Source organism: Peteryoungia wuzhouensis (assembly GCF_003205195.1).
Taxonomy (GTDB): domain Bacteria; phylum Pseudomonadota; class Alphaproteobacteria; order Rhizobiales; family Rhizobiaceae; genus Allorhizobium; species Allorhizobium wuzhouense.
This window is the reverse complement of sequence record NZ_QJRY01000002.1, coordinates 587,880-602,003: the sequence shown is the minus strand read 5'-3', so window position 1 is coordinate 602,003 and position 14,124 is coordinate 587,880. Positions and strand designations below refer to the sequence as shown.

The 14,124-nt window shown below is 61.5% G+C and carries 18 protein-coding genes; 8 read left to right on the top strand and 10 right to left on the bottom strand.

The window, feature by feature from the left end; all coding sequences use genetic code 11:
- The first annotated feature begins 316 nt into the window (after positions 1-316).
- Genes DMY87_RS08785 through DMY87_RS08775 form a run of 3 tightly spaced genes read left to right on the top strand, consistent with a single transcriptional unit; the run spans position 317 to position 1,991 of the window.
- A complete protein-coding gene (locus DMY87_RS08785; RefSeq protein WP_006725585.1) occupies positions 317-817 on the top strand; it encodes a type III secretion system chaperone family protein in 501 nt (166 codons plus the stop codon).
- Positions 818-819: 2 nt separating this feature from the next.
- A complete protein-coding gene (gene proC, locus DMY87_RS08780; protein ID WP_110790895.1) occupies positions 820-1,638 on the top strand; it encodes a pyrroline-5-carboxylate reductase in 819 nt (272 codons plus the stop codon).
- Entirely contained in the window at positions 1,635-1,991 is a 357-nt protein-coding gene (locus tag DMY87_RS08775) for a tRNA-binding protein (RefSeq protein WP_110790894.1), read from the top strand. Before proC ends, DMY87_RS08775 begins: the two co-directional genes overlap by 4 nt.
- Before the next feature lie 50 nt (positions 1,992-2,041).
- Here DMY87_RS08775 and DMY87_RS08770 read toward each other — a convergent pair whose 3' ends face one another.
- From DMY87_RS08770 to DMY87_RS08760, 3 genes are read right to left on the bottom strand one after another with little or no spacing between them, the layout of a single operon-like run.
- The gene (locus DMY87_RS08770; RefSeq protein ID WP_110790893.1) at positions 2,042-3,424 is read right to left on the bottom strand and encodes an ATP-binding protein; all 1,383 of its coding nucleotides are present in this window, start codon (positions 3,422-3,424) and stop codon (positions 2,042-2,044) included.
- A 45-nt stretch (positions 3,425-3,469) separates the two neighbouring features.
- The gene (locus tag DMY87_RS08765) at positions 3,470-4,192 is read right to left on the bottom strand and encodes a response regulator (RefSeq protein ID WP_110790892.1); all 723 of its coding nucleotides are present in this window, start codon (positions 4,190-4,192) and stop codon (positions 3,470-3,472) included.
- Entirely contained in the window at positions 4,173-4,688 is a 516-nt protein-coding gene (locus DMY87_RS08760; protein WP_110790891.1) for a MarR family winged helix-turn-helix transcriptional regulator, read from the bottom strand. Before DMY87_RS08760 ends, DMY87_RS08765 begins: the two co-directional genes overlap by 20 nt.
- A 305-nt stretch (positions 4,689-4,993) precedes the next feature.
- Here DMY87_RS08760 and DMY87_RS24145 point away from each other — a divergent pair, with 305 nt between their 5' ends.
- Entirely contained in the window at positions 4,994-5,158 is a 165-nt protein-coding gene (locus tag DMY87_RS24145; RefSeq protein WP_165826178.1) for a hypothetical protein, read from the top strand.
- 74 nt (positions 5,159-5,232) lie between these two features.
- Positions 5,233-5,877, top strand: a complete 645-nt coding sequence (locus DMY87_RS08755; RefSeq protein ID WP_110790890.1) for an MBL fold metallo-hydrolase — start codon at positions 5,233-5,235, stop codon at positions 5,875-5,877.
- Positions 5,878-5,938: 61 nt separating this feature from the next.
- On the opposite strand, the gene DMY87_RS08750 is transcribed toward DMY87_RS08755, so the two are convergent.
- The 5 genes from DMY87_RS08750 to DMY87_RS24025 all read right to left on the bottom strand — a co-directional run bounded on the left by DMY87_RS08750 (position 5,939) and on the right by DMY87_RS24025 (position 9,227).
- Positions 5,939-6,403 (bottom strand): BA14K family protein, encoded by a 465-nt coding sequence (locus tag DMY87_RS08750; RefSeq protein WP_110790889.1) that lies wholly within the window; start codon positions 6,401-6,403, stop codon positions 5,939-5,941.
- Positions 6,404-6,548: 145 nt separating this feature from the next.
- Positions 6,549-6,764, bottom strand: a complete 216-nt coding sequence (locus DMY87_RS08745) for a cold-shock protein (RefSeq protein WP_006725577.1) — start codon at positions 6,762-6,764, stop codon at positions 6,549-6,551.
- Between the two features lie 252 nt (positions 6,765-7,016).
- A complete protein-coding gene (locus DMY87_RS08740; protein ID WP_110790888.1) occupies positions 7,017-7,238 on the bottom strand; it encodes a hypothetical protein in 222 nt (73 codons plus the stop codon).
- Between the two features lie 194 nt (positions 7,239-7,432).
- Positions 7,433-8,719 (bottom strand): NAD(P)/FAD-dependent oxidoreductase, encoded by a 1,287-nt coding sequence (locus DMY87_RS08735; protein ID WP_110790887.1) that lies wholly within the window; start codon positions 8,717-8,719, stop codon positions 7,433-7,435.
- A gap of 94 nt (positions 8,720-8,813) precedes the next feature.
- Complete coding sequence (locus DMY87_RS24025) at positions 8,814-9,227, bottom strand: hypothetical protein (protein ID WP_133253011.1); 414 nt, start codon at positions 9,225-9,227, stop codon at positions 8,814-8,816.
- Between the two features lie 244 nt (positions 9,228-9,471).
- On the opposite strand from DMY87_RS24025, the gene DMY87_RS08720 reads away from it, so the two are divergent.
- The 3 genes from DMY87_RS08720 to DMY87_RS08710 all read left to right on the top strand — a co-directional run bounded on the left by DMY87_RS08720 (position 9,472) and on the right by DMY87_RS08710 (position 11,475).
- The gene (locus DMY87_RS08720; protein ID WP_110790884.1) at positions 9,472-10,674 is read left to right on the top strand and encodes a pyridoxal phosphate-dependent aminotransferase; all 1,203 of its coding nucleotides are present in this window, start codon (positions 9,472-9,474) and stop codon (positions 10,672-10,674) included.
- 103 nt (positions 10,675-10,777) lie between these two features.
- Entirely contained in the window at positions 10,778-11,065 is a 288-nt protein-coding gene (locus tag DMY87_RS08715) for a type II toxin-antitoxin system Phd/YefM family antitoxin (protein ID WP_110790883.1), read from the top strand.
- Positions 11,066-11,067: 2 nt separating this feature from the next.
- Positions 11,068-11,475, top strand: coding sequence for a type II toxin-antitoxin system VapC family toxin (locus DMY87_RS08710; RefSeq protein ID WP_110790882.1), 408 nt, complete (start codon positions 11,068-11,070; stop codon positions 11,473-11,475).
- Positions 11,476-11,482: 7 nt separating this feature from the next.
- Here the strand turns inward: DMY87_RS08710 and DMY87_RS08705 are convergent, their stop codons facing one another.
- Together DMY87_RS08705 and DMY87_RS08700 are read right to left on the bottom strand one after the other, a co-directional pair.
- Positions 11,483-12,709 (bottom strand): PQQ-dependent sugar dehydrogenase, encoded by a 1,227-nt coding sequence (locus DMY87_RS08705; protein ID WP_110790881.1) that lies wholly within the window; start codon positions 12,707-12,709, stop codon positions 11,483-11,485.
- Between the two features lie 175 nt (positions 12,710-12,884).
- Positions 12,885-14,090, bottom strand: a complete 1,206-nt coding sequence (locus tag DMY87_RS08700; protein WP_165826177.1) for an OpgC family protein — start codon at positions 14,088-14,090, stop codon at positions 12,885-12,887.
- Positions 14,091-14,124: the final 34 nt, after the last annotated feature.

The window sequence follows — 14,124 nt, the reverse complement described above, 5'->3', positions numbered from 1 at the left end:
GAAAAAATTACAGGTTGTGGACAGGTGCGAAAAAGCCAATCGCCAGAGTCGCTTATGACCTGATGCAAAGGCGATTCCCGAAGCGCCATCCACAGGGTCGTCGTCCAAATCGCCTGTTGGGGGCTGGTACTGGCTTCTGGCGATTATACACTGATTTTAAATGATGATTCGAAACGGGCCTTCACAAGTTTCGGACAGGGTGCGTGTTTTATCCTGGGGTCCTTCGGAATCGTTTTCAGTTAGTTCCGGTTTTAGTGTTCGAGTGCTCCGGCGTTTTGTCGGTAGCCCGTTTTCACTCCGGTCAAGAAGGTGAAGCATGAGCCTCATGGAAATCGAAGTCGAACGCCAGTCAAACCCGGTCGACATGATCGAGTTTGTCGCTGCGACCAATGACTGGTCGTTCGAACGATCCGGCGAAGACGAGATCGCAATGACCGTCGAAGGGCGCTGGGCCGATTACCACGTTTCCTTCTCCTGGATGGAGGAGTTCGAGGCGCTGCATCTGGCCTCCGCCTTTGACCTGAAGATCCCCGAGAACCGCCTCAACGAAGTCATCAAGCTGCTGTCCTACGTGAATGGCCAGGTCCTGATGGGGCACTTCGACCTGTGGCGCAACGAGGACGTGGTGATCTTCCGCCAGTCGCTGCTGCTCGCCGGTGGTGCGGAGCCGACCAACCGCCAGGTCGAGGTTCTGCTCTCGTCCGCCGTTGATGCCTGCGAAGCTTACTATCAGGCTTTCCAGTTCGTCGTCTGGTCCGGCATGGACGCCAAGAGCGCCATGGATGCCGTGCTGTTCGAGACCGTCGGAGAAGCCTGAGCATGAGCCAGTCCGTCTTCGGGCACATCGTCCTCGTGGGTGCCGGCAATATGGGCGGCGCCATGCTGTCCGGCTGGCTGAAGAACGGCATTCCGGGCTCGGCGGTGACCGTGCTCGATCCGGGCCCGTCCGATGCGATGAAGACGCTGATCGCCGAGGCCGGTGCCCAGCATGCGGTAACGCCACCTGCGGGGCTCGTCGCCGATATCCTGTTCCTCGCCGTGAAACCACAGGTGATGGATGCCGTCCTGCCGGGCCTCAAAGGTCTCGTCGGGCCGCAGACGACAGTGGTCTCGGTTGCTGCGGGCAAGACGATCGCCTCGATGGAGGCGCATCTCGGCCCGGCCGGCATGGTGCGGGCGATGCCGAACACGCCGGCAATGATCGGACGCGGCATTACCGGCGCCTTTGCCAACGGCGCGGTGACGGAAACCAAGCGTGACATCGTCGACCGCTTGCTGAAGGTGTCCGGCCCTGTCGAATGGGTTGACAGCGAGGCGGCGATCAATGCCGTGACAGCGCTTTCGGGCAGCGGTCCGGCCTATGTGTTTTATCTCGTCGAGTGCATGGCAGAGGCAGGTCGCAAAGCTGGCCTGCCGGCGGACCTCTCCATGCGGCTTGCTCGAGAAACGGTCGCGGGGGCTGGTGAATTGATGCACCAGTCCCCCGACCCTGCGTCCAAGCTACGGCAGAACGTGACCTCACCAGGTGGCACGACGGCGGCAGCACTTTCCGTGCTCATGGCCGAAGATGCGATGCAGCCGCTGTTTGACGCGGCCATCGAGGCGGCTCGCAAGCGGGCCGAGGAACTGGCGCAATGAGCAGCGAAACGAAGGCGCCCGAGATCACCTTCGGCGATTTCGAGAAGGTCGACATCCGTGTCGGGACCATCATCGAGGTCGAAGCGTTCCCGGAGGCTCGAAAGCCCGCCTTCAAGCTCAAGATCGATTTCGGCCCTGACATCGGGGTGAAGAAGTCGTCGGCCCAGATCACCGTGCATTACACGCCGGAGACATTGATGGGGCGCCAGGTGCTGGGCGTCGTCAATTTTCCGCCTCGGCAGATCGGTCCTTTCCGGTCGGAAGTGCTGACATTGGGCTTCGAAGATGCCGACGGCGCAATCGTGCTTGCTACTGTCGAACAGGGTGTGCCGAACGGGCGCAAGCTGATGTAATTCGCGGCGGCCCCGCTACGGCGCCGCTTTCTTTTCCACCATGACGCTTTTCAGACGGGAACGCGCAAGACGGCGCGCAGGCCACCCAAGGGGCTGTCCTCCAACGTGACGTTGCCGCCATGGCTGCGGGCGATGTCACGGGCGATTGCCAGGCCAAGGCCGGTGCCGGAGGCGTCAAGATTGCGGGCTTCGTCGAGTCGGAAGAAGGGTTTGAAGACGTCGTCGCGTGCCTCGCGCGGGATGCCGGGACCGTCGTCGTCAAAGATGATGACCAGCCATTTGGCCGTGTGGCGGGCATCAATCTTCAGCCGGTTGGCATACCGCCTGGCATTGGAGGCGAGGTTGGTGACAAGGCGGGCAAAGGCGTTGGGGCGGACGGAGACGGATGTTTCTCCCTCGAGCGTCCATTCGAATGTCCTGCCGTGCAGATTGAAGTCGGCCTCGAGCTTCTCGAAGAGTTCGGCCAGATCGAGCCGTCCGACATTCTCTTCCACTTCGCCCTTGGCGAAATCCAGATAGCCTTCGAGCATGCTCTGCATGTCGTCGACATCCTTGTTCAGGTTGTCGAGCTCCGGGCCGTCGCCGGCCAGCGCCAACTGCAGGCGGAAGCGGGTGAGGATGGTGCGCAGGTCGTGGCTGACCCCGGCCAGCATGGCCGTGCGCTGCTCCATCTGCCGCTCGATGCGTTCGCGCATCAGGATAAAGGCGAGACCGGCGCGGCGCACCTCGTCGGCGCCGCGTGGCGAAAAGCTCTCGGGCGGTTTCTGCCCCTTGCCAAAGCTCTCCGCCGCATTGGCAAGCGCCAGGATCGGCCGGATCTGGCCGCGCAGGAACAGGATCGAGATGACGATCAGGACGAGGGCGGTCGAGACCATCCAGACGATGAAGATATGGGTGTTCGAGGCATAGGCTTCGTTGCGGCGGGCGAAGATGCGCAAGGTGCCCTGGTCAACGACGATGCGGATCTCGACCAGATTGCTGTCGCCGACGGTGTCGATCCAGAAGGGGCGCCGGATGCGGTCCTCGATCGCATCCGACAGGATCTGGTCGAGGATCGAGAAGAAGGGGCGGGGGCGCGGCGGCGGAAGCTCGGTTCCCGGTTCCAGTGAGACCATCAGGTTGAGCTTGTCGGCGGCGATGTCGACGATCTTGTCGAAATCCTCCTGACCCGGATAGCGGTCGAGCAGTTCGATGACGGCGGAAATGTCACGCGTGACGGCGGCCGACAGGCGTTCCGTCACGAGCTGCCAGTGGCGCTCCATGAAGACGAAGGCGACCACGGTCTGCAGGATCAGCATCGGCAGGATGATGATCAGCAGCGAGCGGGCATAGAGACCGGTGGGCAGACGGTGGCGCAGCCAGCGGAGCATGCCCTTGATGCCCGTGGCCGGGCTGCGGTCCTGGTCCCGCCGGATCTGCTCGAATGGCGTCATTGCGTTCTGCTTCCTCGGCGCCCTCAGGCGTCGTTCGTGGCCTGCTCAGTCCATGCTCAGCCGGTAGCCGATACCGCGCACGGTTTGCAGCCAGACGGGGTTGGCCGGATCGTCCTCGATCTTGCGGCGCAGCCGGTTGATCTGGACGTCGATCGTGCGTTCACCGACATCGGCATCGTTGCCCACCAATTCATGGCGGGGAATGGTGTCGCCCGCGCGGCCGGCAAACAGCATCATGATTTCCTGCTCGCGGTCGGTGAGGCGGATCACTTCGGCGCCCTTGCGCAGTTCCTTGCGCAGAAGGGAGAAGGTGTAGGGGCCGAACATGATCTGTTCGATCTTCGGCGCGTCCGGATTGGTGTTGCGCTTGAGAATATTGTTGATGCGCAGCACGAGTTCGCGGGGATCGAAGGGTTTGGCAAGATAGTCGTCGGCACCGGCTTCAAGGCCGGCGATGCGGCTGTCGGCTTCGGAGCGGGCGGTGAGCAGGATGATCGGCACCTTCTTTTCGTCCGACAGGCTCTGGGTGAGCGACAGGCCGGATTCACCCGGCATCATGACGTCGAGCACCAGAAGGTCGAAGCTCAGGCCGCCAAGTTTGCGGCGCGCTTCGGCTGCATCTGCGGCGACCGAGACGCGAAAGCCCTTTTCCGTCAGGAACCGGTGGAGCAGATCGCGGATACGGGTGTCGTCATCGACGACGAGGAGGTGCGGGGCATCATCTGTCAGAACGATCTTTTTCAACACGTCAGTCGGCCCCCTCTTCATCCAAAGGCATGTCCACCGTCTGCTTCTGCATGCCTTGGAGAAAGCGGCGAACGGTGTCGCGCTCCCCGATGCTCATGCCCTGCATGGCCTGGGCGATGCGGCGGGACTGCGGTTCCGACAGTGCCAGCGACAATTCGCGGCCGGCAAGCGTCGGGTAAAGTCTGCGCTGGCGGCGGTCGGCGGGGCCGGCCATCTGGCGGATATAGCCGCTGTCGATCAGTTCCTTCAGCACGCGCGCCAGGCTCTGCTTGGTGATCTGCAGAATGCCGAGCAGGTCTGCCACGGTCATGCCCGGTCGGCGGCTGACGAAATGGACGACGCGGTGATGGGCACGGCCGTAACCCAGCTTGGCGAGGATGGCATCCGGATCGGAAACAAAGTCGCGATAGGCGAAGAACAGGCTTTCGATCGTCTCAAAATCGATCGCCTTGTCGTCCACCACGGGCAGATCCGGCAAAACCTTTTTGGCAGTCTTCGTCGCAGACTGTCGAACCACGCTGTCATTCCTTTCCGTGCCGACGAGCGTCCCCCGTCGGGGCCGAGGCTTGTCGGCTGTCTTTCGTTTCACGGCGAGGGATGGATCCATCCGCAACGCCCCGCATCGGGTTGCAGGTCCTGCGCCCGCTCGGCGGCAAAACTATGCGCAAGTGTAACAAATTTCCAACAGATTTACGATCTTCGCACAGTTTCACAATCGCATGGAAACCTTCGAGCGCACCTGTCGTTAAGCGGTGAGAAAACCCGTCAGCCACGGGCAAGCGAAGTCGGAGACACTCTCCGGCGGAGAGAGGGACACCGATCATGATCACCCACACCCATGCCGAAACTGAGACATCCGCATCCAGCCTGCGGCCGCTCGCCATCCTCGTGTTCACGACGAAGATCGTCGTTGCCGGATTTCTCGTGAGCCAGGCTGCCTTGGTGCCGGCAAGCCCGGTCGCGCAGGTTTACGGACTGAGCCGCTAAAGACGGTGACCATTCCTCTGGGGAGCCGGGCGTGGTAAGTCGCTCGCCGTCCATAGCAGAAGGAAGGCCATTTCATGGGTCAGGTCCAAACCGGCATCATCCCGGTCACCCCGTTTCAGCAAAATTGCACTGTTCTGTTCGATGACGAGACGCGCGAAGGCGTGATCGTCGATCCGGGCGGTGATGTCGATGTGATTCTGCAGGTCATCGCGGAAAACCGGATCACGCTTTCGGCGATTTGGCTCACCCACGGGCATCTCGACCATGCCGGTGGGGCCGCCGAGATGAAAGAGCGCACCGGGCTGACCATCATCGGGCCTCACAAAGACGATCTTCCGCTTCTGCAGCGCATCGAGACCCAGGCGGAAAAATACGGCATCACCGGGCTTCGCAATGTGACGCCGGACCAATGGCTCGAAGACGGCGCCAAGGTCTCCTTTGGTCGTCACGAATTCGAGGTTTATCACTGCCCGGGGCATGCGCCTGGCCATGTGATCTACTTCAACCGCGACCAGAAGTTCGCGCATCTCGGGGATGTGTTGTTCAATGGCTCGGTGGGGCGCACCGACCTGCCCGGCGGGGATCATCAGACGCTGATGAACTCGATCCGTGACAAGGTGCTGCCGCTCGGGGACGATGTCGGTTTCATCTGTGGCCATGGTCCTGGAAGCCGGATCGGCGACGAGCGCCGCAGCAACCCGTTCATCCAGGGGCTCTGATCCTCTTGCCAATAACGCAGAAAAGCCCCGCAAGGGGCTTTTCGCTTTCGATATACTTGTATCAGCCTGCGGTGCAGAAGTGCGACTGGCCGTCGTAGCCGATATAGGTCCCGGTGCGGGAATTGAAGCTGCGGTAACGCTGCGAGCAGTACTGGTACCAGGCGCCGGTCCAGGGTTCGACGCTGTAGGACTGATAGACCGGGCGCTGCTGCTGGTAGACCGGGCGCGGACGATAGACCTGGCGACGCGGCGGCGGCGGATAATCGTCGACGTAATAATCCTGGTCGTCATAGACGGACACCGGTCCACGGTCGACATAGACGCGGCGCTGGGGCGGTGGGCTTGCCAGGGCAGAACCGACGATCACACCGGTTGCAAGGCCGATCACGCCAAGGGCGATGGCATCGCCATTGTCATGGCGGTGATGACGATAATAGCGGTCATCGGCCTGAGCCTGCGAAGCAGCGGCCATCGGGACCAGGGTGACTGCAGCCGCAAGAAGGGCATTGCGCGCGAATTTGATCATGGCTTCGTTCCTCAACAACTGCGTGGTGCCTGAAGCAACACGCTATGGGAGGACATTAGGACTCGTTGGCTGAACGCAGTCTGAATGAAAAAACCCGGCATGGATGCCGGGCCGCAATTTTGAAGACAATACCGGCTGACGGAAATCAGCCGGAGATCTGCAGGTTTACGGCCTTGGGGCCTTTGCCGCGGCGATCCGGTTCCGTGTCGAAGCTGACCTTCTGGTTCTCGGTGAGACCCGAAAGGCCCGAAGCCTGGACAGCGGAAATGTGGACGAAGATGTCCGCGCCGCCATTGTCGGGCTTGATGAAGCCAAAGCCCTTGTCGGTGTTGAAGAATTTTACAGTGCCAGTCTCGGCCATGCGTCAGGTCCTTTTCTCTCTGCCCGTATTCGGCGGGGCAGCATTACAATTTTACCCGCTTGCGGGTGCGCGACAGGCATTTGTCGAAATGTGAGGAAAGGGGCCTTGTTACCGCAGACAATACCGAGATGTTGCTTCGCATCCCGATATCAACTGCCCGGGGTTGTTATAGCGTCCCCGGCGCGCATCTGTTTATAGGTCTTCCCATGCTCGCAAATTTGCCCGAACGGCGGAAGAGTGCTTGGTTTGTGGTTAATTGGCAAGCAAAAGTTTCAGCGGGCGCGGTGTGCAAAGTCCCGCATTCTCAGTGTCCTTGGCGTGAATCCCACGTGCCGGATGGGCGGATTTTGCCTTCACGTGAAAATTTGCATCGCCTGCGATGCAGATTGCGAAAAATATGCACTCCATCACGGATTTTTTCGGTCGAAAATTTTGCGTGCGGACACGAGGCACGCCGTCGTCTTTCTGCCTCATGCCTTAAGGTTTCCAGCGGGTTCCGCCCGAAAATGGATGATGATGGGCGGAGATCTCCGCCTTCGGCAACCATCCGCGCGCAAGCGGTGACATGAAAATTGCATCTCAGGTGGGCCGAGAGACCGGCCGCGCGCGGCCGGCAGGCAGCGTTGAGCGCTCTCCTGGCCAGCTCGCTGGCGTGCTCACGCCGTTCGTCACGTGTCAAAGGTGACTGATTTCAGCTTGTCGATGCCGAGCGCCTGGAGCGCCAGCTTTTCGTAGAAGGGCTCCGATTTGCCGAGCTTGACCTTGTAGAGGAAGTATTTCTCGAAGCCGATCTTTGCCGCATGCACCCACTTGCCCTGCGAGGACCAGTTGACATTGCGCGGCGGCAGCTGTGGCTGGGCGACGAAGGCGATGCCTCCATCGCCTAAATCCGCGAGGCAGACGGCGTTCCAGGTGCCCTGGGCATCCGGCTTCTCGCCATTGATCAGGGCAGCGATATTGTGGGCGGTGGCCGTCACCATGGATTCGATCATGAAGCCGGTCTTCGGCACGCCGACCGGTACGGCGGTCTTGCCGAGCGGCGGGATGGCAACGCAGACGCCGACCGAAAAGATGTTGGGGAAGGTCGGGTTCTGCTGATGCCTGTCGGCAAGGATGAAGCCGCGCGGATTGGTCAGGCCTTCGATGTCGCGGATGGCGGCGACGCCGCGAAAAGCGGGCAGCATCATCGTATAGGCACTCGCGATTTCGTGCGTCGTCTTGACCGTGCCGTCGTCGTTCATCTCCTCGGCGGTCACCTTGTCCGCATCGAACTTCTTCACGCGGGCATTGGTGACCCATTTGATATGCTTGGAGCGGAGGGCGCTTTCCAAGAGCCCCTTGGTGTCGCCAACCCCGTCCAGCCCGAGATGGCCGATATAGGGTTCCGACGTGACGAAGGTCATCGGCACGCGGTCGCGCACCTTGGCATCGCGCAAGGCCTTGTCGAGGATGAACGCGAATTCATAGGCAGGGCCGAAACAGGAGGCGCCCTGGACGGCGCCGATGACGACGGGGCCGGGATTGGCGACGAGCCTGTCGAAGGCCTGTTTTGCCGCAAGCGCGTGTTCGATGTGGCAGACCGATTGGGTGTGAGCCTCGGGGCCGAAGCCCTCGATCTCGTCGAATGCCAGCTCCGGGCCCGTCGCGATGACGAGATAGTCGTAATCGAGCGAGGTGCCGTCCGCCATGTCGATCCGGTTCTCGCTTGGCTGAAGACGCAGGGCGCCCTGCGGATGCAGGGTGATGCTGCGCTTGGCACAGGCCGGGCGCAGATCGACCTCGATCTCTTCGCGTCCGCGCCAACCAACCGCAACCCAGGGATTGGAGGGGACGAAGGAATAGGTCGATCCCTTGTTGATCAGGTGGATCTCGACCTCCTTGCCGAGACGATCGCGCAATTCGTAGGCCATGATGGTGCCACCCAGGCCGGCACCCAATACCGCAATCTTCTGCATAGCGTTCTCCTCCCGGCAATGCTCAGGAGAACAATATATACGAAACTACATAGGTATCAATTATTCTAAATGCTGATGCGCCCGAGCCATAGGATCATCCTTGGTGCCCGTCTCGCCGGCTGCCTTCCGAGCGCATCAGGTCATCGACGCTGCGGCGCCACAGACGGAAGCCACCGAAAGCCATCACACCGAAGCAGAGGGCCAGAAGGCTGATCAGCGTGATCCGCTCATCGCGGGGGAGGGTGCTCGTCTGGACCGGATGCGGGGGCGTCTTCGGCGCGGCGAGGGCGCCGATGCTTGAGGTGATCTCCCGGCTTGGCGGCAGGGCCGGCTGGTCGCCGCGCGACATTTTTCCCTGAGAGGCAGTGATGGCGGGTTCCGCTCGCGCGGCGAAACTCGGCGCCTGGAGGCTGGCCAGTGTCACGGCGACGACAATGGCGACCGCCGGGATGCCCGACGTCCAGCGGTGGCGGGGCCTCCTCTCCTGGTCGAGGTCTGAAACGGACATGGCGGATCCTCGCTTCTGCTTCCGGATACCTGACGAAACCGCTATTTGTGGTCAGCAGAAGGACGGAAATGTGGCCTTGTCGGAGCCTCATTGTGACTTCGGCGCAAAGCATTGCCTCGGTGACGCATTTCTCTGACCTTGTCGGTGCTTTCTGCTTGAAAGGCCGGGCCTCTTTCGCCATAGAGCTTGGACCTGAGGCCCTGGGAACCGGGGTCGATGTTCAATCAGCTCAGGACACATCCTCATGGCTTTCCTTGCCGACGCCCTTTCCCGCATCAAGCCTTCCGCGACCATCGCCGTCACGCAGATGGCCCGGGAGCTCAAAGCGCAGGGGAAAGACGTCATTTCGCTCTCCGTCGGTGAACCCGACTTCGATACGCCGCAGAACATCAAGGATGCGGCTGTCGCTGCGATTGCTCGTGGCGAAACGAAGTACACGCCGGTTGCCGGCATTCCGGAACTGCGCAAGGCGATCGCCGACAAGTTCAAGCGCGAGAACGGGCTCGACTACAAGCCAGAGCAGGTGATCGTTGGCACCGGCGGAAAGCAGATTCTTTTCAACGCCTTCATGGCGACGATCAATCCGGGAGATGAAGTCGTCATCCCGGCGCCGTTCTGGGTATCCTATCCGGAAATGATTGCGCTGTGCGGCGGCACGCCCGTCTTCGTCGAAACGACCATCGAGAACAATTTCAAGCTGACCGCCGAGCAGCTGGACAAGGCGATCACGCCGAAGACCAAGTGGTTCATGTTCAACTCGCCGTCCAACCCGTCGGGTGCCGCCTATAGCAAGGAAGAGCTGAAGGCGCTGACCGACGTGTTGATGAAGCATCCGCATGTCTGGGTTCTGACCGATGACATGTATGAACATCTCGTCTTCGGCGACTTCGTTTATTACACGCCTGCCCAGGTCGAGCCGGCGCTTTACGATCGTACGCTCACCATGAACGGCGTGTCCAAGGCCTATGCGATGACCGGCTGGCGTATCGGCTATGCAGCCGGCCCGCTGCCGCTGATCAAGGCCATGGACATGATCCAGGGCCAGCAGACGTCCGGCGCCTGCTCGGTGGCCCAGTGGGCGGCCGTCGAGGCGCTCAACGGGCCGCAGGACTTCATCACGGAATCGAAGAAGGCCTTCGAAGAGCGCCGCGACCTCGTCGTTTCCATGCTCAACCAGGCTTCTGGCCTCGTGTGCCCGAAGCCGGAAGGCGCCTTCTACGTCTATCCGTCCTGCGCTGCCCTCATCGGCAAGACCGCGCCGTCGGGCAAGGTCATCGCGTCGGACGAGGATTTCGTCATGGAATTGCTGGCCACTGAAGGTGTTGCCACCGTTCACGGTTCGTCCTTCGGCCTTGGCCCGAACTTCCGCGTGTCCTATGCGACCTCGAACGCCAAGCTGGAAGAGGCCTGCAGCCGTATCCAGCGCTTTTGCGCTTCGCTGAAGTAAGCGCCGAGGTTCCTCGGTTTTCGGAAGGGCTCGCCGAAAGGCGGGCCCTTTCGCATTTTCGGCTTTGTTGAGGGGGCCGGATGCTTGTGGTATTCTCGGTTGCATGAAAACCGTCAGTCTGCAGGAAGCCATTCGCGATCTGGACACGCTTGCCCACGCGGTCGAGCAGGGCGAAGTCGTGACTGTGACGCGGGACGGCAAGCCGGTGCTGGATCTGGTGCCGCATGCGGCTACGGTTGAGGCGGAGGAGAAGCCGAAAAAGGGCGGGCTGGATCTTGCGGCTGGGGAGGCCTACCTGCGCTCCAAAGGAATTAGCAGGGTTTTCGGCTATGTGGCCGAGGATTTTGATGATCCTTTGCCCGAAGACTTTCTGCTTAGGCCGCTCCCTTAACCATGCGCTGCCTGCTGGACACCCACATCATCGTTTCGATGTTGCAACATGAGCTGGCGCTACGGTTTCCCGGGCCTGCCCGCGTAGTGCAGGCCGCCAACTTCTTCGGTTATGTCAGTGTCGCGAGTGCCTGGGAGATCGCGTTAAAATCCCGGCTGGGAAAGCTGTTTCCCCTTACTGACCTGGATACTATTCCGCAGACCCTTCAGGCAATTGGTCTGTCGATATTGCCCGTGACCCTTCCGCACGTGCTCCACACCCTCGACCCTGAGCCTCCAACCCGCGATCCCTTCGACCGGCTGCTGCTCGCCCAATGTCATGTGGAAGGACTGAAGCTGATCACGGTGGATCGCGCTCTCGTCACCATCCCTTGGCCTTCCGCCCCTGATCTGGCGACCAGAGGCGGCTAGGCCCAATTCAAGCCTTGGTCAGCTTGACGATCGTCGAATTGCCGCCGCCGCGCTGTTCGGTGACGGCGTAGACGGCCCCATCCGGGCCGACCTTCACGTCACGGATGCGGGCGTCGAGGGGGACGCGTTCCTCGTGTTTCACCCGGTCGTTTTCCATATGCAGGACGACGACGCCCTGGCTGACGAGGCCGCCGACGAGGAAGGCGCCCTTCCATTCGGGGATGGCATCGGCATCGTAATAGGCCATGCCCGAGGGGGCGATGACGGGGTCCCAGTAGTAGACGGGCTGTTCGGTGTCGGCCATCTGGGTAACGCCGTCGCCGACCGCCTTGCCGCTGTATTCGACACCATAGGTCACTTCCGGCCAGCCATAGTTCTTGCCGGCTTCGGGTCGGTTCAACTCATCACCGCCCTTTGGGCCATGCTCGACGGTCCACAGGCGGCCTTGGCCGTCTATCGTCGCGGATTGCAGGTTGCGGTGTCCGAGCGACCAGATTTCCGGCTGAGCGTTGTCCTGCCCAGCAAAGGGATTGCCGTCGAAGGCTTCGCCGGTCTGTTTGATGCGGAAGATCTTGCCAAGGCCACTCGTCAGGTCCTGCGCCTGGACGCGCGGCTCGGCATCGGAGCGTTCGCCGACCGTAACATAGAGTTCGCCTTGAGGACCGAAGGCAAGACGGGAGCCGAAATGCTTGTTGCCGTCGTAGCTCGGCATCTGGCGGAAGATGACGGCGACCTCTTCGAGTGTGCCGCCGCCTTGATCGTCGGGGACGAGGCGGGCCGAGGCGACCGAGGTACCGTTGCCGTCGTTGCGCGGTTCGGAGAAGGAGAAGAAGATCTTGCCCGAGGTCTCGTAGTCCGGAGCAAGCGCCACATCAAGCAGGCCACCCTGGCCATTCGCCATCACTTCCGGCACACCGGCGATTTCGGGACCGGCCTTGCCGTCGGTGCCGATGATGTGCATGGCGCCCGCTTTTGCGGTCACCAGCATGCGGCCGTCGGGCAGAAATTCCATCGCCCAGAGATGCGGCAGGCCTTCGGAGACGACCTCGGTCTTGATCTTGGCCACCTCTGGCGGCTGCGGCGCGCGTGCCTGGCCGTCAAACGCCGGCTGCTGCTGCGGCGCATTGGGCGCCTGGGTCTCGGCCGGTGCGCCGGCTTGCTGGGCAAGTGCGGGTAGGGAGAGAACGCTGGCGGAGAGGATGGTTCCGGCAAGGATGAGGGGCAGGCGGGGCATGTCTATCTCCTGGTCTTCGTGAACGGTCCGGGTGTGAACGCTGATGTGGGGCTCATGCTCCCGATCGGAAGATGGAGGCTCATCAAGTTTGGTTCATCGCCGAGTGATCAGCGCTGGCCTGTATAGACAGGAAAAAGGCGGGGCCTCCCGGTCCCGCCCTTTGTCTCTCAAGCCATCAAGCCGCTGTCTTGACCCAAGGGCCCAGAATTGGCGAATTGGCAAAGAGCCGCTCGCGATCCCTCCACAGCGCGGGCAGGGCAAGCACGCCGAGTGCGGCAAGGGTGATCGCGGTCTTGGTCAGCTGCGACAGTTCCGGCGTGCGGCCGTCGATGTAGTAGACCATGTAGACGATCAGCACGTGCCAGACATAGATCTGCAGCGAGTGGCGACCGAGCAGCTGGAGAAAGTTCAGCGTGAACAGGCTGGTGAGGCCGGATGCGAGCTTCTGGATGATCGGGCTGCGATGGCGCGGGCCGGCGATCAGGATCCAGGCGATGCCATAGGCAACGGCTGCGAAGTTGATCAGATAAACCGGGCCAAAATCGGCGCGCACTTCCATCAGGCCGAATTTCTCCAAAACGAAGCCCGGCATCAAGCCGTGGGCGGTGGTGATGCGCAGCGGCAGGAAGAAGATGGTGATGGCGAGGGCCGTCCAGGCAAGTGTGGTGCGCTTGGGGTCGAAGACCTTCTGCCACTCGATCTTGCCCATCGAGGTGAGAGTGCCCGCGATGATGCCGGCGAAGAAGACGATCTGCCAGCCCATCAGGTTGAAGCTCACGCGCAGCCCTTCCTTGTCGGGCGCGCCGGCAAGCCAGCCGTTCAGCGGATAGGTGATCATGCGGTGGAGGCCGAGTTGGGCGGCGAGCCACACGAGCAGCGAGGCGATGGCGACGCCCAGCCACTGGCCACGCAGGCAGAACCAGATGACGATGGGCGCAAAAACCATATAGGCGATGTATTGCGGCAGGATGTCCATGAAGGTCGGTTGCACCAGGAATGTCGCAACCGGTGCCAGCGAGGCCGGATCCTTCAGGCTGACGGTGCCGAGCCAGTTCTGCCAGGCCTGGGTCGCGCCGGGTAGCACGAGTTGAAGGACGAGGATGACGAGAACCACGCCCATCGCATAACGATAGAGTTCCAGGGCTCGCGACCAGATGCGGTCTCGGCCGACATGATAGCCGTCCTTCATCATCTTGCGCGCGTAGACCATGCCGGTCAGCAGGCCTGACAGGAAGACAAAGCCTTGGGCATCTTCAACGAAGGCAAGGTTTCGATGGTTGATCTCGACGAGCCAGAGGCCGCCAGCGAACACCATGTGATTGATCAGCATGAAGACGAGGAAGTAGCCTCGCATGCCATCGATGACGTCCAATCTTTTCACGTTCGACTCCCGCGTTAGCCCCCGGAACCCGACC